This window comes from Acidiphilium sp. 20-67-58 (assembly GCF_002255515.1).
Lineage (GTDB): Bacteria > Pseudomonadota > Alphaproteobacteria > Acetobacterales > Acetobacteraceae > Acidiphilium.
Genome location: NZ_NCAS01000017.1, coordinates 12669 through 30457 on the forward strand (window position 1 = coordinate 12669; position 17789 = coordinate 30457).

At 69.2% G+C, this 17789-nt stretch carries 12 protein-coding genes; 8 read left to right on the plus strand and 4 right to left on the minus strand.

The window, feature by feature from the left end; translation table 11 throughout:
• Positions 1-3 precede the first annotated feature (3 nt).
• Both lepA and B7Z76_RS08410 read right to left on the minus strand, forming a co-directional pair.
• Positions 4-1809 (minus strand): translation elongation factor 4, encoded by a 1806-nt coding sequence (lepA, locus tag B7Z76_RS08405; protein WP_174504674.1) that lies wholly within the window; start codon positions 1807-1809, stop codon positions 4-6.
• A gap of 141 nt (positions 1810-1950) precedes the next feature.
• The gene (locus tag B7Z76_RS08410) at positions 1951-2088 is read right to left on the minus strand and encodes a hypothetical protein (protein ID WP_174504675.1); all 138 of its coding nucleotides are present in this window, start codon (positions 2086-2088) and stop codon (positions 1951-1953) included.
• Between B7Z76_RS08410 and B7Z76_RS08415 the strand changes: the two genes are divergently transcribed.
• From B7Z76_RS08415 to B7Z76_RS08450, 8 genes are all read left to right on the plus strand, one after another.
• A complete protein-coding gene (locus B7Z76_RS08415; protein WP_291343320.1) occupies positions 2087-4918 on the plus strand; it encodes a bifunctional transaldolase/phosoglucose isomerase in 2832 nt (943 codons plus the stop codon). The two genes, B7Z76_RS08410 and B7Z76_RS08415, sit on opposite strands and share 2 nt — an antisense overlap.
• Before the next feature lie 325 nt (positions 4919-5243).
• Positions 5244-6263, plus strand: coding sequence for a phosphogluconate dehydrogenase (NAD(+)-dependent, decarboxylating) (gnd, locus tag B7Z76_RS08420; protein WP_291343321.1), 1020 nt, complete (start codon positions 5244-5246; stop codon positions 6261-6263).
• Positions 6260-7855, plus strand: a complete 1596-nt coding sequence (gene zwf, locus B7Z76_RS08425) for a glucose-6-phosphate dehydrogenase (protein ID WP_174504678.1) — start codon at positions 6260-6262, stop codon at positions 7853-7855. Before gnd ends, zwf begins: the two co-directional genes overlap by 4 nt.
• Positions 7852-8673, plus strand: a complete 822-nt coding sequence (locus B7Z76_RS08430; RefSeq protein WP_174504679.1) for a Cof-type HAD-IIB family hydrolase — start codon at positions 7852-7854, stop codon at positions 8671-8673. Before zwf ends, B7Z76_RS08430 begins: the two co-directional genes overlap by 4 nt.
• Positions 8670-9410 (plus strand): 6-phosphogluconolactonase, encoded by a 741-nt coding sequence (pgl, locus tag B7Z76_RS08435; RefSeq protein ID WP_174504680.1) that lies wholly within the window; start codon positions 8670-8672, stop codon positions 9408-9410. Before B7Z76_RS08430 ends, pgl begins: the two co-directional genes overlap by 4 nt.
• A 12-nt stretch (positions 9411-9422) precedes the next feature.
• Positions 9423-10691 (plus strand): ribose 5-phosphate isomerase A, encoded by a 1269-nt coding sequence (gene rpiA / locus B7Z76_RS08440; protein ID WP_291343325.1) that lies wholly within the window; start codon positions 9423-9425, stop codon positions 10689-10691.
• A 67-nt stretch (positions 10692-10758) separates the two neighbouring features.
• The gene (locus tag B7Z76_RS08445) at positions 10759-12543 is read left to right on the plus strand and encodes a glycoside hydrolase family 15 protein (protein WP_291343327.1); all 1785 of its coding nucleotides are present in this window, start codon (positions 10759-10761) and stop codon (positions 12541-12543) included.
• A 106-nt stretch (positions 12544-12649) separates the two neighbouring features.
• Entirely contained in the window at positions 12650-13240 is a 591-nt protein-coding gene (locus tag B7Z76_RS08450; RefSeq protein ID WP_291343329.1) for a YceI family protein, read from the plus strand.
• 62 nt (positions 13241-13302) lie between these two features.
• On the opposite strand, the gene B7Z76_RS08455 is transcribed toward B7Z76_RS08450, so the two are convergent.
• A complete protein-coding gene (locus B7Z76_RS08455; RefSeq protein WP_291343331.1) occupies positions 13303-15021 on the minus strand; it encodes an AMP-binding protein in 1719 nt (572 codons plus the stop codon).
• A 285-nt stretch (positions 15022-15306) separates the two neighbouring features.
• Positions 15307-17781 (minus strand): putative inorganic carbon transporter subunit DabA, encoded by a 2475-nt coding sequence (locus tag B7Z76_RS08460; protein ID WP_174504684.1) that lies wholly within the window; start codon positions 17779-17781, stop codon positions 15307-15309.
• Positions 17782-17789 lie beyond the last annotated feature (8 nt).

Consider the following 17789-nt stretch of genomic DNA (forward strand, 5'->3'; position numbering starts at 1 on the left):
GGCTCAGGCGTCCATCTTCAGGGCGGCGAGGAAGGCGGTCTGCGGGATTTCGACCTTGCCGAACTGGCGCATCCGCTTCTTGCCCTCCTTCTGCTTCTCCAGCAGCTTGCGCTTGCGGCTGATGTCGCCGCCATAGCACTTGGCGGTGACGTCCTTCGACAGCGCACCGAGGGTTTCGCGGGCGATCACCCGGCCGCCGATCGCCGCCTGGATGGCGATCTTGAAGAGCTGCCGGGGGATCAGGTCCTTCAGCTTGGCGCAGATCGCGCGGCCGCGGGTGTCGGCGACGGAGCGATGGGCGATGAAGGCCAGCGCGTCTACCGGCTCCTGGTTGACCAGGATGGAGATCTTCACGAGATCGCCGTCGACATAGTCGTCCATCTGGTAGTCGAAGCTGGCATAGCCGCGGCTGACCGATTTCAGCCGGTCGTAGAAATCGAACACCACCTCGTTGAGCGGCAGCCGGTAGACCGCCATGGCGCGGTTGCCGACATAGGTGAGGTCGACCTGCTGGCCGCGGCGCTCGTTGCAGAGAGTAAGGACGGCGCCGAGATAATCGTCCGGCACCATGATGGTGGCGCGGATCCACGGCTCCTCGATATGGTCGATGATCGAGCCGTCCGGCATGTCCGCCGGGTTGTGCAGCTCCATCATCTCGCCGCTGGTCTTGTAGAGCCGGTAGACCACCGAGGGCGCCGTCGCGATCAGGTCGAGATCGAATTCGCGCGACAGGCGCTCCTGGATGATTTCGAGGTGCAGCAGGCCGAGAAAGCCGCAGCGGAAGCCGAAGCCGAGCGCCGCCGAGGTCTCGGCCTCGTAATGGAAGCTCGCATCGTTGAGCCGCAGCTTGGCGAGGCTGTCGCGCAGCTTCTCGAAATCGTCGGCATCGACCGGGTAGAGCCCGCACCAGACCACCGGGATCGACGGCTTGAAGCCGGGCAGGGGTTCGGTGGCGGGGACGCGGTCGTCGGTGATCGTGTCGCCCACGTTGCAGTCGGCCACCGTCTTGATGGCGGCGGTGATGTAGCCGATCTCGCCGGGGCCGAGATCGGCCTGCGGGGTCAGCTTCGGCGAGAAGGTGCCGACCTGGTCGATGGTATGGACGGCGCCGTTCGACATCATGCGGACGCGCTGGCCCTTGCGCAGCCGACCGTCGCGCACGCGCACGAGAATGATCACACCGAGATAGGGGTCATACCAGCTATCGACCAGCATCGCCTTGAGCGGGGCGGCGGCGTCGCCCTTCGGCGGCGGCAGGCGGGTGACGAGCGCTTCCAGCACCGCCTCGATATTGATGCCGGTCTTGGCGGAGATCTCCACCGCGTCCGATGCGTCGAGCCCGATCACGTCCTCGATCTGCTGCTTCACCCGCTCGGGCTCGGCGGCCGGCAGGTCGATCTTGTTGAGCACGGGGACGATCTCGTGATTGGCGTCGATCGCCTGGTACACGTTCGCCAGCGTCTGCGCCTCCACGCCCTGCGAGGCGTCGACCACCAGCAGCGAGCCCTCGCAGGCGGCGAGCGAGCGGCTTACCTCGTAGGCAAAATCGACATGGCCGGGCGTGTCCATCAGGTTCAGGACATAGGTCTGGCCGTCCTTCGCCTTGTAGTTGAGGCGCACGGTCTGCGCCTTGATGGTGATCCCGCGCTCTTTCTCGATATCCATGTTGTCGAGCACCTGCTCGGTCATCTCGCGGGCGGAGAGCGCGCCGGTGGTCTGGATCAGCCGGTCGGCCAGGGTCGATTTGCCGTGGTCGATATGGGCGATGATCGAGAAGTTGCGGATCAGTTCGGTGGGGGTCGAGGTCATGCGCGCTCTTTAATCGAGATCGGGGCTTCTGTCAGCTTCATTGCGCGGCGGCGGCGCCCGGCCGGTGCGGCGCTGATCGATATATCTCGGTCGCATCGCGCCATTGAAAAGAGCGATCGGTTGCGCCACACACGCTTGCGGTCACGGAACGGTGACGCGGCGGGACGTGACATCGGCGCTGTGCCTTCCCATGTCCCGGACAGGATCGGCGTTCTGCCGATACGCCCGCTCCGGCACCGGACCGTCGTCCATCACGACCTGCGTTGAGGAGATCTGCATGAACCCCCTGAAACAACTCGCTGAAGCCGGGCAGGCGCCCTGGCTCGATTTCGTGCAGCGTGGCCTGATCGAGGGGGGTGAGCTTGCCGCCATGATCGAGCGCGACGGGATCAGGGGGGTGACGTCGAACCCGGCGATCTTCGAAAAGGCGATCGCGCATGCGCCGGAATACGGCTCGGCGTTCGAGCGCTTCGTCGCCGCCCATGACGGCACGCCGATGGAGATCTACGAGCATCTGGCGATCGCCGACATCCAGGCCGCGGCGGACGCGCTGGCGCCGGTCTACCGCGACACCTCCGGGCGCGACGGGTTCATCAGCCTCGAGGTCTCGCCCTATCTCGCCAACGACACGCAAGGGACGATCGACGAGGCGCGGCGACTCTGGGCGGCGGTGGACCGGCCGAACCTGATGATCAAGGTGCCGGCGACCTCGGCCGGAATCCCCGCGATCCACGCGCTGATCGCCGAGGGGATGTCGGTCAATGTGACGCTGCTGTTCGCCGTGCCGCGCTACGAGGCCGTGGCGCAATCCTACATCGCCGGGCTCGAGGATTATGCGGCGAAGGGCGGCGATGTCTCGAAGGTGGCCAGTGTTGCGAGTTTCTTCGTCAGCCGGATCGACAACGTGATCGACCGCGAGTTGCAGGCCCGGATCGATGCCGGCGGACCGGCGGGCACGATCCAGCCGCTGCTTGGTCAGGCGGCGATCGCCAATGCCAAGGTCGCCTATCAGAGTTTCCGCCGGATCTTCGCCGGCGAGGGCTGGGCCGCGCTCGCCGCCAGGGGGGCGCAGGTGCAGCGCCTGCTCTGGGCCTCGACCAGCGTGAAGAACCCCGCCTATCCCGACACGCTCTATGTCGAGCGGCTGATCGGCCGCGATACGGTGAACACCATGCCGCCCGCGACGATGGACGCCTTCCGCGATCACGGCACGGTGGTGCATGACGCGGTGGAACATGAGGTCGAGGCGGCGCACGCCGCGCTGACCGCGATCGAGGCGCAGGGGATTTCGCTGGCGAGCGTCACCCAGGACCTGGTCGAGGACGGCGTGCGGCAGTTCGCCGAGGCGTTCGACAAGCTGCTCGGCGCGGTCGCGGCGAAGCGCGAGGCGCTGGTCGCGGTCAATCCGGCGCGCATCGAGGCGCCGGAGGAGATCGCCCGCGCGGTGGACGAGGCCGCCGCCGGCTGGCGGGACGATGGCACGATCCGCCGGCTCTGGGCGGGCGATGCCCGCGTGTGGAGCGGGGCGGACGAGGCGGACTGGCTCGGGTGGCTCGGCATTGTCGGGCAGGAACACGCGCATGTCGGCACGCTGGTCCGCTTCGCCAACACGATCCGCGAGGCCGGCTTCACCCATGTCGCACTGCTCGGAATGGGCGGATCGAGCCTCGGGCCCGAGGTGCTCGCCACCAGTTTCGGCCACCGTCCCGGCTGGCCGCGGTTTCACATGCTCGACAGCACCGATCCCGCGCAGCTCCGCGCGCTGGAGGCGAAGCTCGACCTGGCGAGGACGATGTTCATCGTCTCGTCGAAATCGGGCGGCACGCTGGAGCCGAACATCATGCTCGCGCATTTCCGCGCCCGCATGATCGAGACGGTGGGCGAGGCCGGCTGGGCGCAGCATTTCACCGCCGTCACCGATCCGGGCTCCTCGCTCGAACAGGTCGCGAAGCAGGCGCATTTCGCGCATCTGTTCCACGGCGTGAAATCGATCGGCGGGCGCTATTCGGTGCTGTCGAAATTCGGCCTGGTGCCGGCGGCGGCGATGGGGATCGACGTGTCCGACCTGCTGGTGCGGACGGCGCGCATGGTCGCCTCCTGCGCGGCGAGCGTGCCGGCGGACCGCAATCCCGGCGTCCGGCTCGGCCTGCTGCTCGGCACCGCCGCAACGCGGTTCGGCCGCGACAAGGTCACGATCGTGACCACGAAGCGGATCGCCGGGCTTGGCGCCTGGCTCGAACAGCTGATCGCCGAATCCACCGGCAAGCACGGCCACGGGCTGATCCCGGTCGATGGCGAGGCGCTTGGCGCGCCGGCCGTCTATGGCCATGACCGCGTCTTCGCCCAGCTCGTGCTCAGGGGTGAGGAGGATGAGGCCCAGGATGCAAGGCTCGCCGCGCTGGCGCAGGCCGGGCATCCGGTGGTGCGGATCACGCTCGACGACGTCGCCCAGATCGGCCAGGAATTCTTCCGCTGGGAAATGGCGACCGCGGTGGCCGGCGCCATCATCGGCATCAACCCGTTCGACCAGCCGGATGTCGAGGCGAGCAAGGTGAAGACCCGCGCGCTGACCGACGCCTACGAGGCGGGCACGGCGGTGGCATCCCCCGCGCCGGCATTCAGCGCCAACGGCGTGGCCATCTTCGCCGACGCCGCCAATGAAGCGGCACTCGGCCGGCACAACACGCTGTCCGCCTGGGTGAAGCAGCATTTCCATCGCGCCGGGGCCGGGGATTATATCGGCCTGCTCGCCTATATCGAGCAGACGCCCGCGCATGAGGCGGCGCTGGCCGCCATCCGGCTGCGGCTGCGCGATGCCCGCAAGGTTGCGACCTGCGTCGGCTTCGGGCCGCGCTTCCTCCATTCCACCGGCCAGGCCTACAAGGGCGGGCCGAACACAGGCGTATTCCTGCAGATCACCGCCGACGACGCGGCGGATCTCCCCGTGCCCGGCCATCGCTACAGTTTCGGCCAGGTGAAGGGGGCACAGGCGGAAGGCGATCTCGGCGTTCTCGTCGAACGTGAGCGCCGGGCCATCCGCGTTCACCTCACCGAGGTGGAGGCGGGGCTGGCCGAACTGGCGAAGGCCATCGACCACGCCTTCGCCTGAGCCTCGAGCATCATCCGGTCAGATGAAACCATCTGACCGGACAAGGATGCTCAGGCTAACAGACTACAGAGCACGACATCCGATCCAGCAGGATCGGAACGTGCTCTCGAGCATCATCCGGTCAGATGAAACCATCTGATCGGACAAGGATGCTCGGGTTAACAGACTACAGAGCACGACATCCGATCCGGATGGATCGGAACATGCTCTAGCGGGCGCGCAGCTCCGCGCCCGACCGGAGACCATTGACGAGCGCCTGGCACGGCGGCCCCGCATCGCGGGACCGTCAGCGGCCCGGCGCGGCAACAGGAACGGAGACAGAGCCATGAAGATCGGTGTGATCGGCCTTGGCCGGATGGGCGCCAACATTGCCCGCCGCCTGATGCACGGCGGCCATGACTGCGTGGTGTTCGACACATCCGCGAAGGCCGTCGAGACGCTTGCGGCGGAAGGTGCGACGGGGGCGCGCGACCTCGCCGGCCTCGTGCGGGCGCTGGACCCGCCGCGCGTCCTCTGGGTGATGCTGCCGGCCGGGCGGATCACCAGCGAGACGATCGACGCGCTAGGCGAGATACTCGGGCGGGACGATGTCGTCATCGACGGAGGCAACAGCTTCTATCGCGACGATATCGCTCATGCCACGCGGCTGAACCGCAAGGGAATCCATTTCGTCGATGTCGGCACCTCGGGCGGCGTGTGGGGGCTGGAGCGCGGCTATTGCATGATGATCGGCGGCGAGGACGAGGTCGTCCGCCGGCTCGATCAGGTGTTCCGCACGCTGGCGCCGGGGCTTGGCGGGATCGAGCGCACGCCCGGCCGCGCCGCGCGCGATCCGCGGGCCGAGCTGGGCTACATCCATGCCGGGCCGAACGGCGCCGGGCATTTCGTCAAGATGGTGCATAACGGCATCGAATACGGGTTGATGCAGGCCTATGCCGAAGGGTTCGCGATCCTGCGCAACCGCGACGCCGAAGCGCTGCCCGAAGCGGAGCGATATGATCTCGATGTCGCCGACATCGCCGAGGTGTGGCGGCGCGGCAGCGTGATCTCCTCCTGGCTGCTCGACCTCACCGCCGCGGCGCTGGCGCGCGACGGGGCGCTGTCCGACTATAGCGGCTATGTCGAGGATTCCGGCGAGGGGCGCTGGACGATCAACGCCGCGATCGAGGAGGCGGTGCCGGCGGATGTGCTGACCGCCGCCCTCTTCGCCCGCTTCCGCTCCCGCCTCGATCATACCTTCGGCGAGAAGATCCTCTCGGCCATGCGCCAGGGGTTCGGCGGCCATCTGGAGCAGGGGCAGGGCGCGCAAGGGCAGGGCGGCACGACGCCGGGAGGTGCGGCATGACCGCGCCGGCGCAACCCTCCCGCCAGCCGGATGCGGCACCCGCCGGGCCGTGCAGCGTGGTGATCTTCGGCGCCGCCGGCGACCTGACCCGCCGGCTGCTGGTGCCGGCCCTGTTCAACCTTGCCAATACCGGGCTGGTGAACGAGCATTTCGGCCTGCTGGGCGCCGATATCGCCGATCTCGATGCCGCCGGCTGGACCGGCTCGCTGCGCGCGATGCTGGAGAGCTTCGTCGGCGATCCCGAGGCCGAGGACCAGATCGGCCAGGTCGACGATGCGGCGTGGAATCGCCTGACCGCGCATGCCGACTATGTGAAGGGCGATTTCACCGAGGATGCGTTCTACGAAGCCCTGAAATCCCGGCTGGAGGCGATCGAAGCCGCGCAAGGCACCGGCGGCAACCGGCTGTTCTACCTCGCCGTGGCCGACCGGTTCTTCGCGCCGATCGTCGAGCATCTCGGCCGCGCCGGCCTGCTGGCCGAGCACGCGGCGGGTGAGGGGGCGGCGAGCGAGAGGGCGTGGCGGCGGATCGTCGTCGAGAAACCGTTCGGCCATGACCTCGCCTCGGCCAGGGCGCTGAACCGGCGGTTGCTCGACGTGGTCGCGGAGCGGCAGATCTACCGGATCGATCATTTCCTCGGCAAGGAAACGGTGCAGAACATCATGGCGCTGCGGTTCGGCAACGGACTCTTCGATCCGCTCTGGAACCGCGACCGCATCGATCACGTGCAGATCACCGTGGCCGAGACGGTCGGCGTCGAAGGGCGGGCGAAATTCTACGAGCAGGCCGGCGCGCTGCGCGACATGGTGCCCAATCATGTGTTCCAGCTCGTCGCGATGGTCGCGATGGAGCCGCCGGTGGGCGTGCGGGCCGAGGCGATCCGCGACAAGAAACTCGAACTCTTCTCCGCCATCCGCACGATGCGGCCGGAGGATGCGGTGCGCGGGCAATATGGCGCGGGCGAGGCGTCCGGCCGCACGGCGCGCGCCTATCGCGAGGAACCGGGCGTTGCGGCGGCGTCGGACACCGAGACTTATGTCGCGCTGCGCCTTGCCATCGACAACTGGCGCTGGGCCGGCGTGCCCTTCTATCTGCGCACCGGCAAGCACCTCGCCGAACGCATGACGGAAATCGCCATCCGCTTCCGCAAGCAGCCGCTGGCGCCGTTCAAGGGCGCGTCGATCGGCGATCTGCCACCCAACTGGCTGGTGCTGCGCATCCAGCCCGATGAGGGCATCGCCATCGAGTTCGAGGTGAAGCAGCCCGGCCAGACCATGCGGCTTGCCCCGGCGCGGATGCAGTTCCGCTATCGCGACCGCTTCCGGCCGGAGCCGAATGTCGGCTACGAAACCCTGCTCTATGATTGCATGATCGGCGACCAGACGCTGTTCCAGCGGGCCGACATGGTCGAGGAAACCTGGCGCGTGGTCGGCGATGTGCTCGCTGACTGGGCCAGCCGGAAGGCGGAGGGATTTCCGAACTACCGCAGCTTCAGTGAAGGCCCGGAGGCGGCGGACCGGCTGCTGTCCGAGGATGACCCGACGCGGCGGTGGCGGCCGGTCGCGCTCGATCCCGCGGAGCACGGGGCGTGAGACGTGCGATCGATCTCGTGATCGCCGATGTCGACGGCACGCTGGTGACTGACGACAAGCGGCTGACGATGGCGACGCGGCAGGCCGTTGCCGCCTTGCGCGAGGCGGGCATCCGTTTCGCGATCACCAGCGGGCGGCCGCCGCGCGGCATGCGGATGCTGAGCGCGCCGCTCGGTATCGACACGCCCCTCGCCGGCTTCAACGGCGGCGTGATGATGGCGCCGGATTTCAGCCATGTCGTCGCCGCGCACGATCTCGATGACGGGGTGATCGGCCGGGCGGTCGGGTTGCTCGACGATCACGGGCTCGATGCCTGGCTCTATACGCATGACCGCTGGCTGGTGCGCGACGGCGCCGCGCCGCATGTCGCGCGCGAGCGGCGGACGGTGGCGTTCGACCCCGAGATCGTCGGGCGGTTCGACCTTGCCGGCCTGCATGGCGTGGTCAAGATCGTCGGCGTGACCGACGATGCGGTGCGGATGCAGGCCTGCCGCGAGGCCGCGCGCGAGGTGCTCGGCGAGGGTGTGACGGCGAATTGCTCGCAGCCCTATTATCTCGACATCACCAGCACGCAGGCGAACAAGGGCGCGGTGGTCGACGCGCTGGCCGAGCGTCTGGGCATTCCGCACGCGCGGATCGCGACCATCGGCGACATGCCCAACGATGTCGCCATGTTCGCCCGCAGCGGTTGCGCGATCGCAATGGGCAACGCGGATGATGATGTGAGGCGCAAGGCCCATTACACGACATCGACGAATGACGAGGACGGCTTTGCCGAAGCGATGCGGCGCTTCGTGCTGGAGGGGAGAACCGGATGAAACCCGTGCGTGGTGAACTTGTCGTGGTGCCGGATGCAGAAGCCTTCGCGGACCAGGGGGCGCGGCTCTTCGCGGCGGCGGCGGCGGCGGCGGCGGGCGAGCGCTTCGTCGCCTGCATTGCCGGCGGATCGACCCCGCGGGCGCTGTATGAGCGGCTCGCCGAGGCGCCGTGGCGCGAGACGATCGACTGGGCGCGCATCGATCTCGTGCTCGGCGACGAGCGCTTCGTCGCGCCGGAGGACGCGAAGAGCAATGTCCGGATGATCCGCGAGGCGCTGGTCGACCGGCTGCCGGTGCCGCCCCGCCTGCATCCGGTGCCCTTCGCCGGCATGACCGTCGATCAGGCCGCCGCCGCCTATCAGCTTGACCTCGCCGCGATCCATGGCGGGGAACTGCTCGATCCGGCGCGTCCGGTCTTCGATCTGTGCCTGCTCGGCATGGGCGATGACGGGCACACCGCCTCGCTGCTGCCCGGGCAGGAGGATCTGCTCGGCGAGCGGCAGCGCTGGGTGATGCCGGTGACCAAGGGGCGGCCGGAGCCGCGCGTCACCCTGACCTACCCGATCCTGGAGAGCGCGCGGCTGGTGGTGTTTCTCGTCTCCGGTGCCGGCAAGCGCGAGATGCTCGACCGCGTTCTCGGCGGCGCCGATCGCGATGCTCCGGCAGCCCGCCTCGCGCCGGCGGGGCGGCTGGTCTGGCTCGCCGATCGGGCCGCCGCCGGGCGCTGGGCAGGCTGAGGGGCGCGGCGCATGGGCATTGATCCTGAAATTGGCAAGCGTGCCGTGGCGCGCGAAGCCGCCGGTCTCGTCGCCGCCGGCATGCGGGTGGGGCTCGGCACCGGGACGACGGCGGCGCTCTTCATCGACGCGCTGGCCGCGCGCGTCCGCGCCGAGGCGCTCGACATCGCATGCGTCGCGACGTCGGAGCAGACGGCCGCACAGGCGGAGGCGCTCGGCCTGCGCCTCGCCCCGTTCGATGCGGCGCTCGATCTCGCGGTCGATGGCGCCGACGAGATCGAGTTCGGCACGCTGCGGCTGATCAAGGGCGCCGGCGGCGCGCTGCTGCGCGAGAAACTGGTGGCGCAATCGGCGCGGCGCTTCATCGTCATCGCCGATCGGCGCAAGCTGGTCTCACGGCTCGGCACGCGGGCGCGTCTGCCGGTCGAGATCGTCCAGCACGGGGCGGAGCGGACCTGCGCGCGTCTCGCCGAGCTGGGGCTTGCCCCGGCGCTACGCATTGCGGCGGGGACGCGGTTCATCACCGATGGCGGCCATCACATCGCCGATTGCACCCTGCCGGCGGATATCGCGCCGGAGGCGCTCGACTCTGGCTTGCGCACGATCGCCGGCGTTGTCGAGACCGGGTTTTTCCTCTCGGGCTGTGCTGCGGCGATCATCGGCGATGAGCATGGCGCGATCCGCAACTTCGACGGCGATCCGGTTTCGTCCGCCGGGCTGGCGCCGGTTGCCGCCATGCTGCGCCGCCTCGACCTGCCGAAGCCGGTCGCACCGCCGCGCCTCGCGGTCATGGGGGTGTCGGCATCCGGCAAATCCACCATCGGCCTGTTGCTGGCCGATGCGCTCGGCGTGCCGTTCTGCGACGGCGATGATCTGCACCCGCAGGCGAACCGGGCGAAGATGCACGCGGGCAAGCAGCTCGACGACGAGGACCGGATGCCCTGGCTGCACCGCATCGCCATGCGCCTTGCGGAATGGCGGAGGACGGGCACGGGCGGCGTGATCGTCAGCTCGCTGCTGACGCGCCGTTATCGCGACCTGGTGCGCGGCGGTGCGGGTCCATTCACGCTCGTTCATCTCGACGGGTCGCGAGAGCTGCTCGCCGCGCGGATCGCGGCGCGGCGCGGCCATTTCATGCCGGCCTCGCTGCTCGACAGCCAGCTCGCAACGCTGGAGCCGCCGGCGGCGGACGAGGATCCGATCGTCATGAACATCGATGCGCCGCCCTTTTCCATCGTGCGGCGGATCGTCGCCGAACTCGCGCGGCGACAGGGAGGCTGACAAGCAGTTTTGCAATGTCTGCCGCGGCCGCGGCGCGGCGGCGGACCCATGGCAGCGGGAGACAATCATGAGCCAGAGAATTGAGGATTACGCGATCATCGGCGACCGGCAGACGGCGGCGCTGGTGGGCAAGGACGGATCGATCGATTTCCTGTGCCTGCCGCGCTTCGATTCCGATCCGTGTTTCGCGGCACTGCTCGGCACGCGCGAGAACGGCCGTTGGCGGATCGCCCCGGATTTGCCGGTGCGCCGGGTGGAGCGGCGCTACCGGCCGGAGACGCTGGTGCTGGAAACCGATCTTCACACCGATGACGGCGCCGTCAGGATCACCGACTGCATGGTGCCGCATCCGCATGACACGACGCGGCTGGCCCGCATCGTCACCGGCCTGTCCGGGCGGGTCGCGATGCGGCTCGATCTCGTCTTCCGCTTCGGCTTCGGCGGGGTCGTGCCCTGGGTGCAGCGGCTGCCGGGCCATGAGGGGCTGGTCGCCATCGCCGGGCCGGACATGGTGGTGGTGTGGGGCGATGTGCCGATGACCGGGCGTAACCAGCACACCGAGGCGGCGTTCAGCGTCGCCGCCGGCGAGACGGTGGAATTCGGCCTCGAATGGCTGCCCTCGCACCGGCGGGTGCCGCGGCGGTTCAACGTCGCGGCGGGGGTGGAACAGGCGGCGGAGAGCTGGCGCGGCTGGGCGCGGCGTGTGCCGGTGGCCGGGCAGTGGGCGGAGATCGTCCGCCGGTCGCTGATCACGCTGCGGGCGCTGACCCATTGGGAGACCGGCGGGATCGTCGCCGCGGCGACGACCTCGCTGCCCGAGCAGCTCGGCGGCGGGCGCAACTGGGATTACCGGTTCTGCTGGCTGCGTGATGCGAGTTTCACGCTGCAGGCGCTGATGAATGCGGGCTATCGCGAGGAGGCGCATGCCTGGTCGCGCTGGCTCGACCGCGCGATCGCCGGCGGCGCGGATGATATCCAGATCATGTATGGCATCGCTGGCGAGCGGCGGCTGGAGGAGCGGACGATCGACTGGCTCGACGGCTATGAGGGCTCGCGCCCGGTGCGCGCCGGCAATGCCGCGGCCGGGCAGCGCCAGCTCGATGTGTTCGGCGAGGTGATGAACGCGCTCTACCAGGCGCATGTCGGCGGCGCGCAGCGGGACGAGAACAGCTGGAGCATCCGCCGCGTGCTGCTCGAAACCCTGGAGCGGATCTGGGCCGAGCCGGATGAGGGGATCTGGGAGGTGCGGGGCGGGCGGCAGCAATTCGTCCATTCCAAGGTGATGGCCTGGGTCGCCTTCGACCGGGCGATCCGCTCGGTCGAGGATTATGGCTATGACGGGCCGGTGGAGCGCTGGCGCGAGATCCGCCGGCAGATCCACGAGGAGGTCTGCGCGAAGGGGTTCGACAGCGGGATGAACAGCTTCGTGCAGGCCTATGGCTCGAAGACGCTCGATGCCAGCCTGCTGCTGATGACGATCGTCGGCTTCCTGCCGCCGGAGGATCCGCGCATGCGCGGCACCATCGCCGCGATCGAGCGGACCCTGTTGCAGGACGGGTTCGTCCGCCGCTACGACACGCAGTCCGGCAAGGACGGTCTGGAGGGCAACGAGGGCGTGTTCCTCGCGTGCAGCTTCTGGCTGGTGGACAATTACGCGATGATGGGCCGGCAGGAAGAGGCCGAGGCCCTGTTCGAGAAACTCGTTGCCCTGCGCAACGATGTCGGGCTGTTCGCCGAGGAATACGACACGGTCAACCGCCGGCAGATCGGCAATTTCCCGCAGGCCTTCACCCATGTCGCGCTGGTCAACGCGGCGCTGCGGCTCAGCGGCGCGGCACAGGTGGCGGGATAGGGGCCGGGCGGCGCATCGTCATTGACCGCTGCCGATCGCCGGGGACAGGATTACCAAATCTTCATCCAAGCGTGCGACGATCCGCCACCGGGTCCGGGAGACTGCCATGCCACGCCTTGCCAATCGCCTTGTCATTCGCCTCGCCGTGACGGTTGCCCTGGCGCTCGCCATGGTGCCGATCCTCGGCGGTAGGGCGCGCGCGGGTGAGGAGCAGCTGATTCTGACGCCGGGCAACATGCTGGCGCGAACCCATTCGACCGCGCTGCTCTTCACCATCACCGGCACCTATCGGCAGCTCTCCGTGACGCTCGTGTTCGACCCCGCGGCGAATACCTGCCGGATCGACGTGACATTCGTCACCGCCAGCCTCGCCTTGCCGAACGCGCTGGTGCGCGCGCAGGTGTTGTCGCGCGGGTTTCTCGATCCCGAGCAGTATCCGCAGACAAGCTTCACCGGGCATTGTGCCGCGGGCGGCACAAGGATCGACGGCAAGCTCACGATGCACGGGCAGACCCATCCGTTCAGCATGGTCCTGACAAAGCGGATGGCCGGCGGCAGGCTGGTCGGGTTTCACACGGTCGGCCGGCTGGACCGGCAGCGCTGGGGGATCGATGGGCTGAACATGCTGGTCGGCCGCACCATCACCGTGATCGACGACATCTCGCTTGACGGTCGGCGGCCGAACCCGGCCGGCTGACGCCATTCAGGCCTGCGCGCGGGTGGCAGGCGCGTGTGTGGCAGGCGGGCGGGCGTTGCGTGTCAGTGCGCGGCCGGCGGGCGCAACTCGCGCCGGAGGATCTTGCCGACCGGGGATTTCGGCAATTCCTCGTGGCGGAACTCGACGATCCTGGGCATCTTGTAGGAGGTGAGGTTGCGCCGGCAGTGTTCGAGCAGTGCCGCCTCGGTCAGCCGGTCCGATTTCGGCACGACCACGATCTTCACCCGCTCGCCGGAGACAGCGTCGGGAACGCCGATGGCAGCGGCCTCCCGCACGTCCGGGTGCATCATCACCACCTCCTCGATCTCGGAGGGATAGACGTTGAAGCCCGAGACCAGGATCATTTCCTTCAGCCGGTCGACGAGGCGGATGAAGCCCCGCTCGTCCATCACCCCGATATCTCCGGTTGCCAGCCAGCCCGCCGCATCGATCACCAGCGCGGTCTCCGCCGGGCGCTGCCAGTAGCCGCGCATCACCTGCGGGCCGCGCACGCAGATCTCGCCTTCCTCGCCGATGCCGGCCCAGCTGCCATCGGCACGGCGCAGCCGCACCATGGTCGAGGGCAGCGGCAGGCCGACCGTGCCGTTGAAGCCCATCCGGTCGGGATGGTTCATGTCGATCGGGTTCATGCAGACCACGGGCGAGCATTCGGTCAGGCCATACCCCTCGCTCACCGGCAGGCCGGTGGTGGCCTGCCAGCGCGCCGCGACGTCGGCCCGGGTCGCGGCGCCGCCGGCGATGACGAGGCGCAGGCGCGAGACGTCGAGGCGGCGAAACCCCTCATGGTCCAGCAGGTTGCTGAACAGGGTGTTGATCCCGACCATCACCTCGAATTTTTCGTGGCGGATGCTGCGCAGCACGTGGCCGGTATCGCGGGGGTTGGCGATCAGCACGTTGCGGCCGCCGAGCGCCATGAACATGAACAGGTTCACCGTCAGCGAAAACACGTGATAGAGCGGCAACAGGGTGAGGATGTTCAGCCGTGCGCCGGCGGCTTCACCGCCGCTCCAGGCCGAGGTCTGCAGGATGTTGGCGATGATGTTGCGGTGGGTGAGCATCGCGCCCTTGGCAACGCCGGTCGTCCCGCCGGTATATTGCAGGAAGGCGATATCGTCCTGGCCGGTCGGGACCGCGCGCAGGCCGGCTCTGCGTCCCTCCGCCAGCGCGGCGTTGAACCGCACCCCGCGCAGCCGGTGCGGCGGCACCGCCCTTGCGACGTGGCGGACCGAAAAATCGAGCACGAGGCCGCGCAGCCCGCCGATCAGATCGCCGATCGCGGCGATGACGACGGTTTCGACCCCGGTGCCCTCGATCCCGCGTTCGGCGGTGGCGGCGAAGGTCTCGAACACCACGAGCAGGCGCGCGCCGCTGTCGCGCAACTGGTGGTGCAACTCACGAGGGGTGTAGAGCGGATTGACGTTGACGACGGTGGCGCCGGCCAGCAGCGTGCCGAAGACCGCGACCGGGTATTGCAGCGAATTCGGCATCATCAGCGCAACGCGGTCGCCTTTGCCGAGCCCGCGCGATTGCAGGAACCCGGCGAAGGCCCGCGCCCGCTCAAGTGTTTGCGCATAGGTCATCGGCGCGCCGGCGCTGACGAAGGCCGGGTGCGGACCATGCTCCCGCACCCAGGCTTCCAGCATGTGGTTGAGCGAGGGAATGGCATCGAGCTGTTCTTCGATGTCGTGCGGAACGCCGTCGCGATAGGCGCCGAACCAGATGCCGTCCGTCGTGGCGTGGTCCTCGTATGTCACGGTCATCCGGTTGTCCTCCGTGAAATGCGGCAGGCGAAGATCCACCCTCGCCTGGCAATGATCCGTGATGGATGTTGTCTTTTGGTTAACGAGGTTACGTATACGACAATCAGTTCGGCTGACAAGGGGTCACGCGGAGATGTGAAGCGCCACGCCAGGCGCCGCGCGCAGACGCAAAGACTCGACACCATGGGTCGCGATCAGCGAGACATGGTATGAGTGGCCAAAAGCAGCGCCCGCGATCATCCGGTCAGGGCGAGCGATCCTGCCGGATGATGCGGGCGGCGGCGGTCAGGAAGCGGGGCGGAGTGCGGCGATCTCGCGCCAGGCGTGGCATGCGCCGGTATGCGGATCGATGACGACCGGCAGAACCCAGCGATGGGCGAACAGGCGCCGGATTGTGGCATTGCCGGCGACGGCGGCCTCGACGCGGGCGGCCGGCGCATGGATGACGACGAGCAGCCGCTGCGGCACATGCGCCGGGGTGCCGTCGTCATGGAACAGCGACTGGCGGGGCAGGCCGGTCCGCAGGTCGCCGCCATTGCCGAGCACCACGCCGATCCGGCCGACCGGGTTGTGCAGCGTCTTGTCGCCGGCGCCGAGGCGGTCGTTGTCGATCGTCGAGAACAGGTACTGGCAGTTGATCCATTGTGCGACGACCATCGGTGCCGCGAGGATGGCCGCCAGCGCCGCGCCGCTGTTGTCGTTTTCCCAGTCATAGCTGTGCAGGAAGGCGCGGCCGCCGAGATCGGCATCGCGGGTCATGGCGCGCGGGCCGATAATGAAGGCGGCGTTGCCGGTGAGGCCCCATTCGGGCCGGACATCCGCCCAGTGCGCGGCGGCCGTGTCGGGATCGTCGGTGGCGCGGCCCGGTGAAGCCGCGCGCGCGGCCCGGCTCGCGGCGGCGGCGCGGGCGAGATCGCGCGCGAGGGCGTCGATCGCCGCGGCGTGGCTGGCGGGGGCGGAAGCGGTGTCGAACAGGGTCACGGTTTCGGCCGTGGTGTTGTGTTCGGCGGCGAGGAACCAGGTACCCTCGGGGATCGGCTTGCCCTCCGCCGCGAGGGAGGTGCGAACCGCCTCGTCATTGAGGATGGCCGCCAGCGTGCGCGCATTGGCGCCGCCGCCATGGCCGCCGCAGGCGCCGCAATCCAGCGTCGAGCGATAGGGGTTGTTGCTGGCCTCGGCAGCATGGCCGACCAGCACGACGAGCGGCGCGGTGCCGGCCGTCGGCAGGCCGGTGAGGTCGAACAGCGCGCGGGCGCTGGCAAGCCGGGTCTCGAAGGGCAGGCCGGTGCATGTGCCATGCGGCGCGATTGCCGGCGCGAGGTGGGTCGGGTCGCCGTGCCACAGCCGCCGCAGCCGCCGCATCGCGCGCGGCGCCAGCGTGTTGGCGATCATCATCGCGGCCCCCAGCGGGCCCGCGGCCTCGGCGGTGGCGAAGCTGGTGCCGAGACCCGTCTTCAGCTCGCCAAAGCTCGCATTGGCCCGCGCCCCGGCGCGCCCGGCGGCAAGGCTGCGGCGGGCCGCCGCATCCGCTCCTGGCGCTGCGGCGAGTTCGAGATCGTGCAGCGGCGTGGCGAGTGCGGGAAGCTGCGGCCGGCGCTCGCCATCCGGCAGGCGCAGCGCGATGGGCAGGCCGAAAAATCCGGCATAGCCGAAGGTTTCGTAGGCGCCGGCCGCTTCGACCGCGCGGCGCAGCGGCTCCGACCGCACATCGATGCAGAAGACGAGTTGCGCTGCCGCGGGCGCGGCATCGGCGGTATGGTGCGGCTGGCGGGCGATGCGGGCGATCAGGTCGTCGCGATAGGCGCGCTCGGCGGCGTGCTGGAAGATCAGGCCGAGATCGGTGTCGTCCATCGCCGCGATATCGTCGAGCGCGGGGGCGGCGAGCACCGGCGAGAACCCGAAATGCCGGGCGATGCTGGCCCGGGTGGCGGCGGCCGCGTCACGCGGTGCGGGGAAGGCGGCGGCCGGCGCGCCGAGGGCGAGATCGCCGAGCAGCAGGAGCGCGATCAGGTCGGCCATGCTGGCCGGCGCGGCTTCGGTCTGCTCCCGTCCGGCATGCGCCTCGCGCCAGTTGATATGGCCGGCCCAGCCCGGCAGCCGTGCGACGCGCGCCGTCAGTGCTGCCATGCGGCCGGCATCCGGCACGCCCAGCCGGTCGAGCGCCCAGGCGATGGCGGGCAGGGCGGCACGCGGCGCCTGGCCCAGAAGGTCGGGGCGCGCCGCGAAGGCCGGCTCGTGCGGCAGCATGCCGAGCACGGCGGCGTAGAGTCCGAGGCTGCTGCCGGGCAGTTTCAGCGCGGCGGTGCCACGGTCGAAGAAGGTGGCGCACCAGCGGGCGACGAGCATCGCGGCAGGATCGGCGGGCGCGGGCATCGGCGGTGATGGCGGCAGGTCGAACAGTCGTGCCATCAGGCAGTCGAACGGGGTGACGTCCGGGCCAAGGCTGTGGAAGGCTGCATCCAGCCCGCCGAGCCGCTCGATCGCGATATCGCGCACGGCATCGCGCGGCGGCTGGCCCCGTTGCGCGAGGCTGCGCCAGAGATCGAGCTGCAGTGCCGCGCGGGCGCCATACTGCCGCGCCCCGGCGCGGATCGCGGTTTCGAACGGATGGTCCTCGAAGGCGGCGAGCGGGTTGACCGCGATAGCGCCATCCAGCGGCCAGAGCGCGGGGACGGCGCGCGCCGCGGCGGCGATCTGGGCGTCCAGCGTTTCGGTGGCCTCGGGAGCGGCGAAAGTGGGTCTGGCGAGATCGACATTCATGGGTCGGG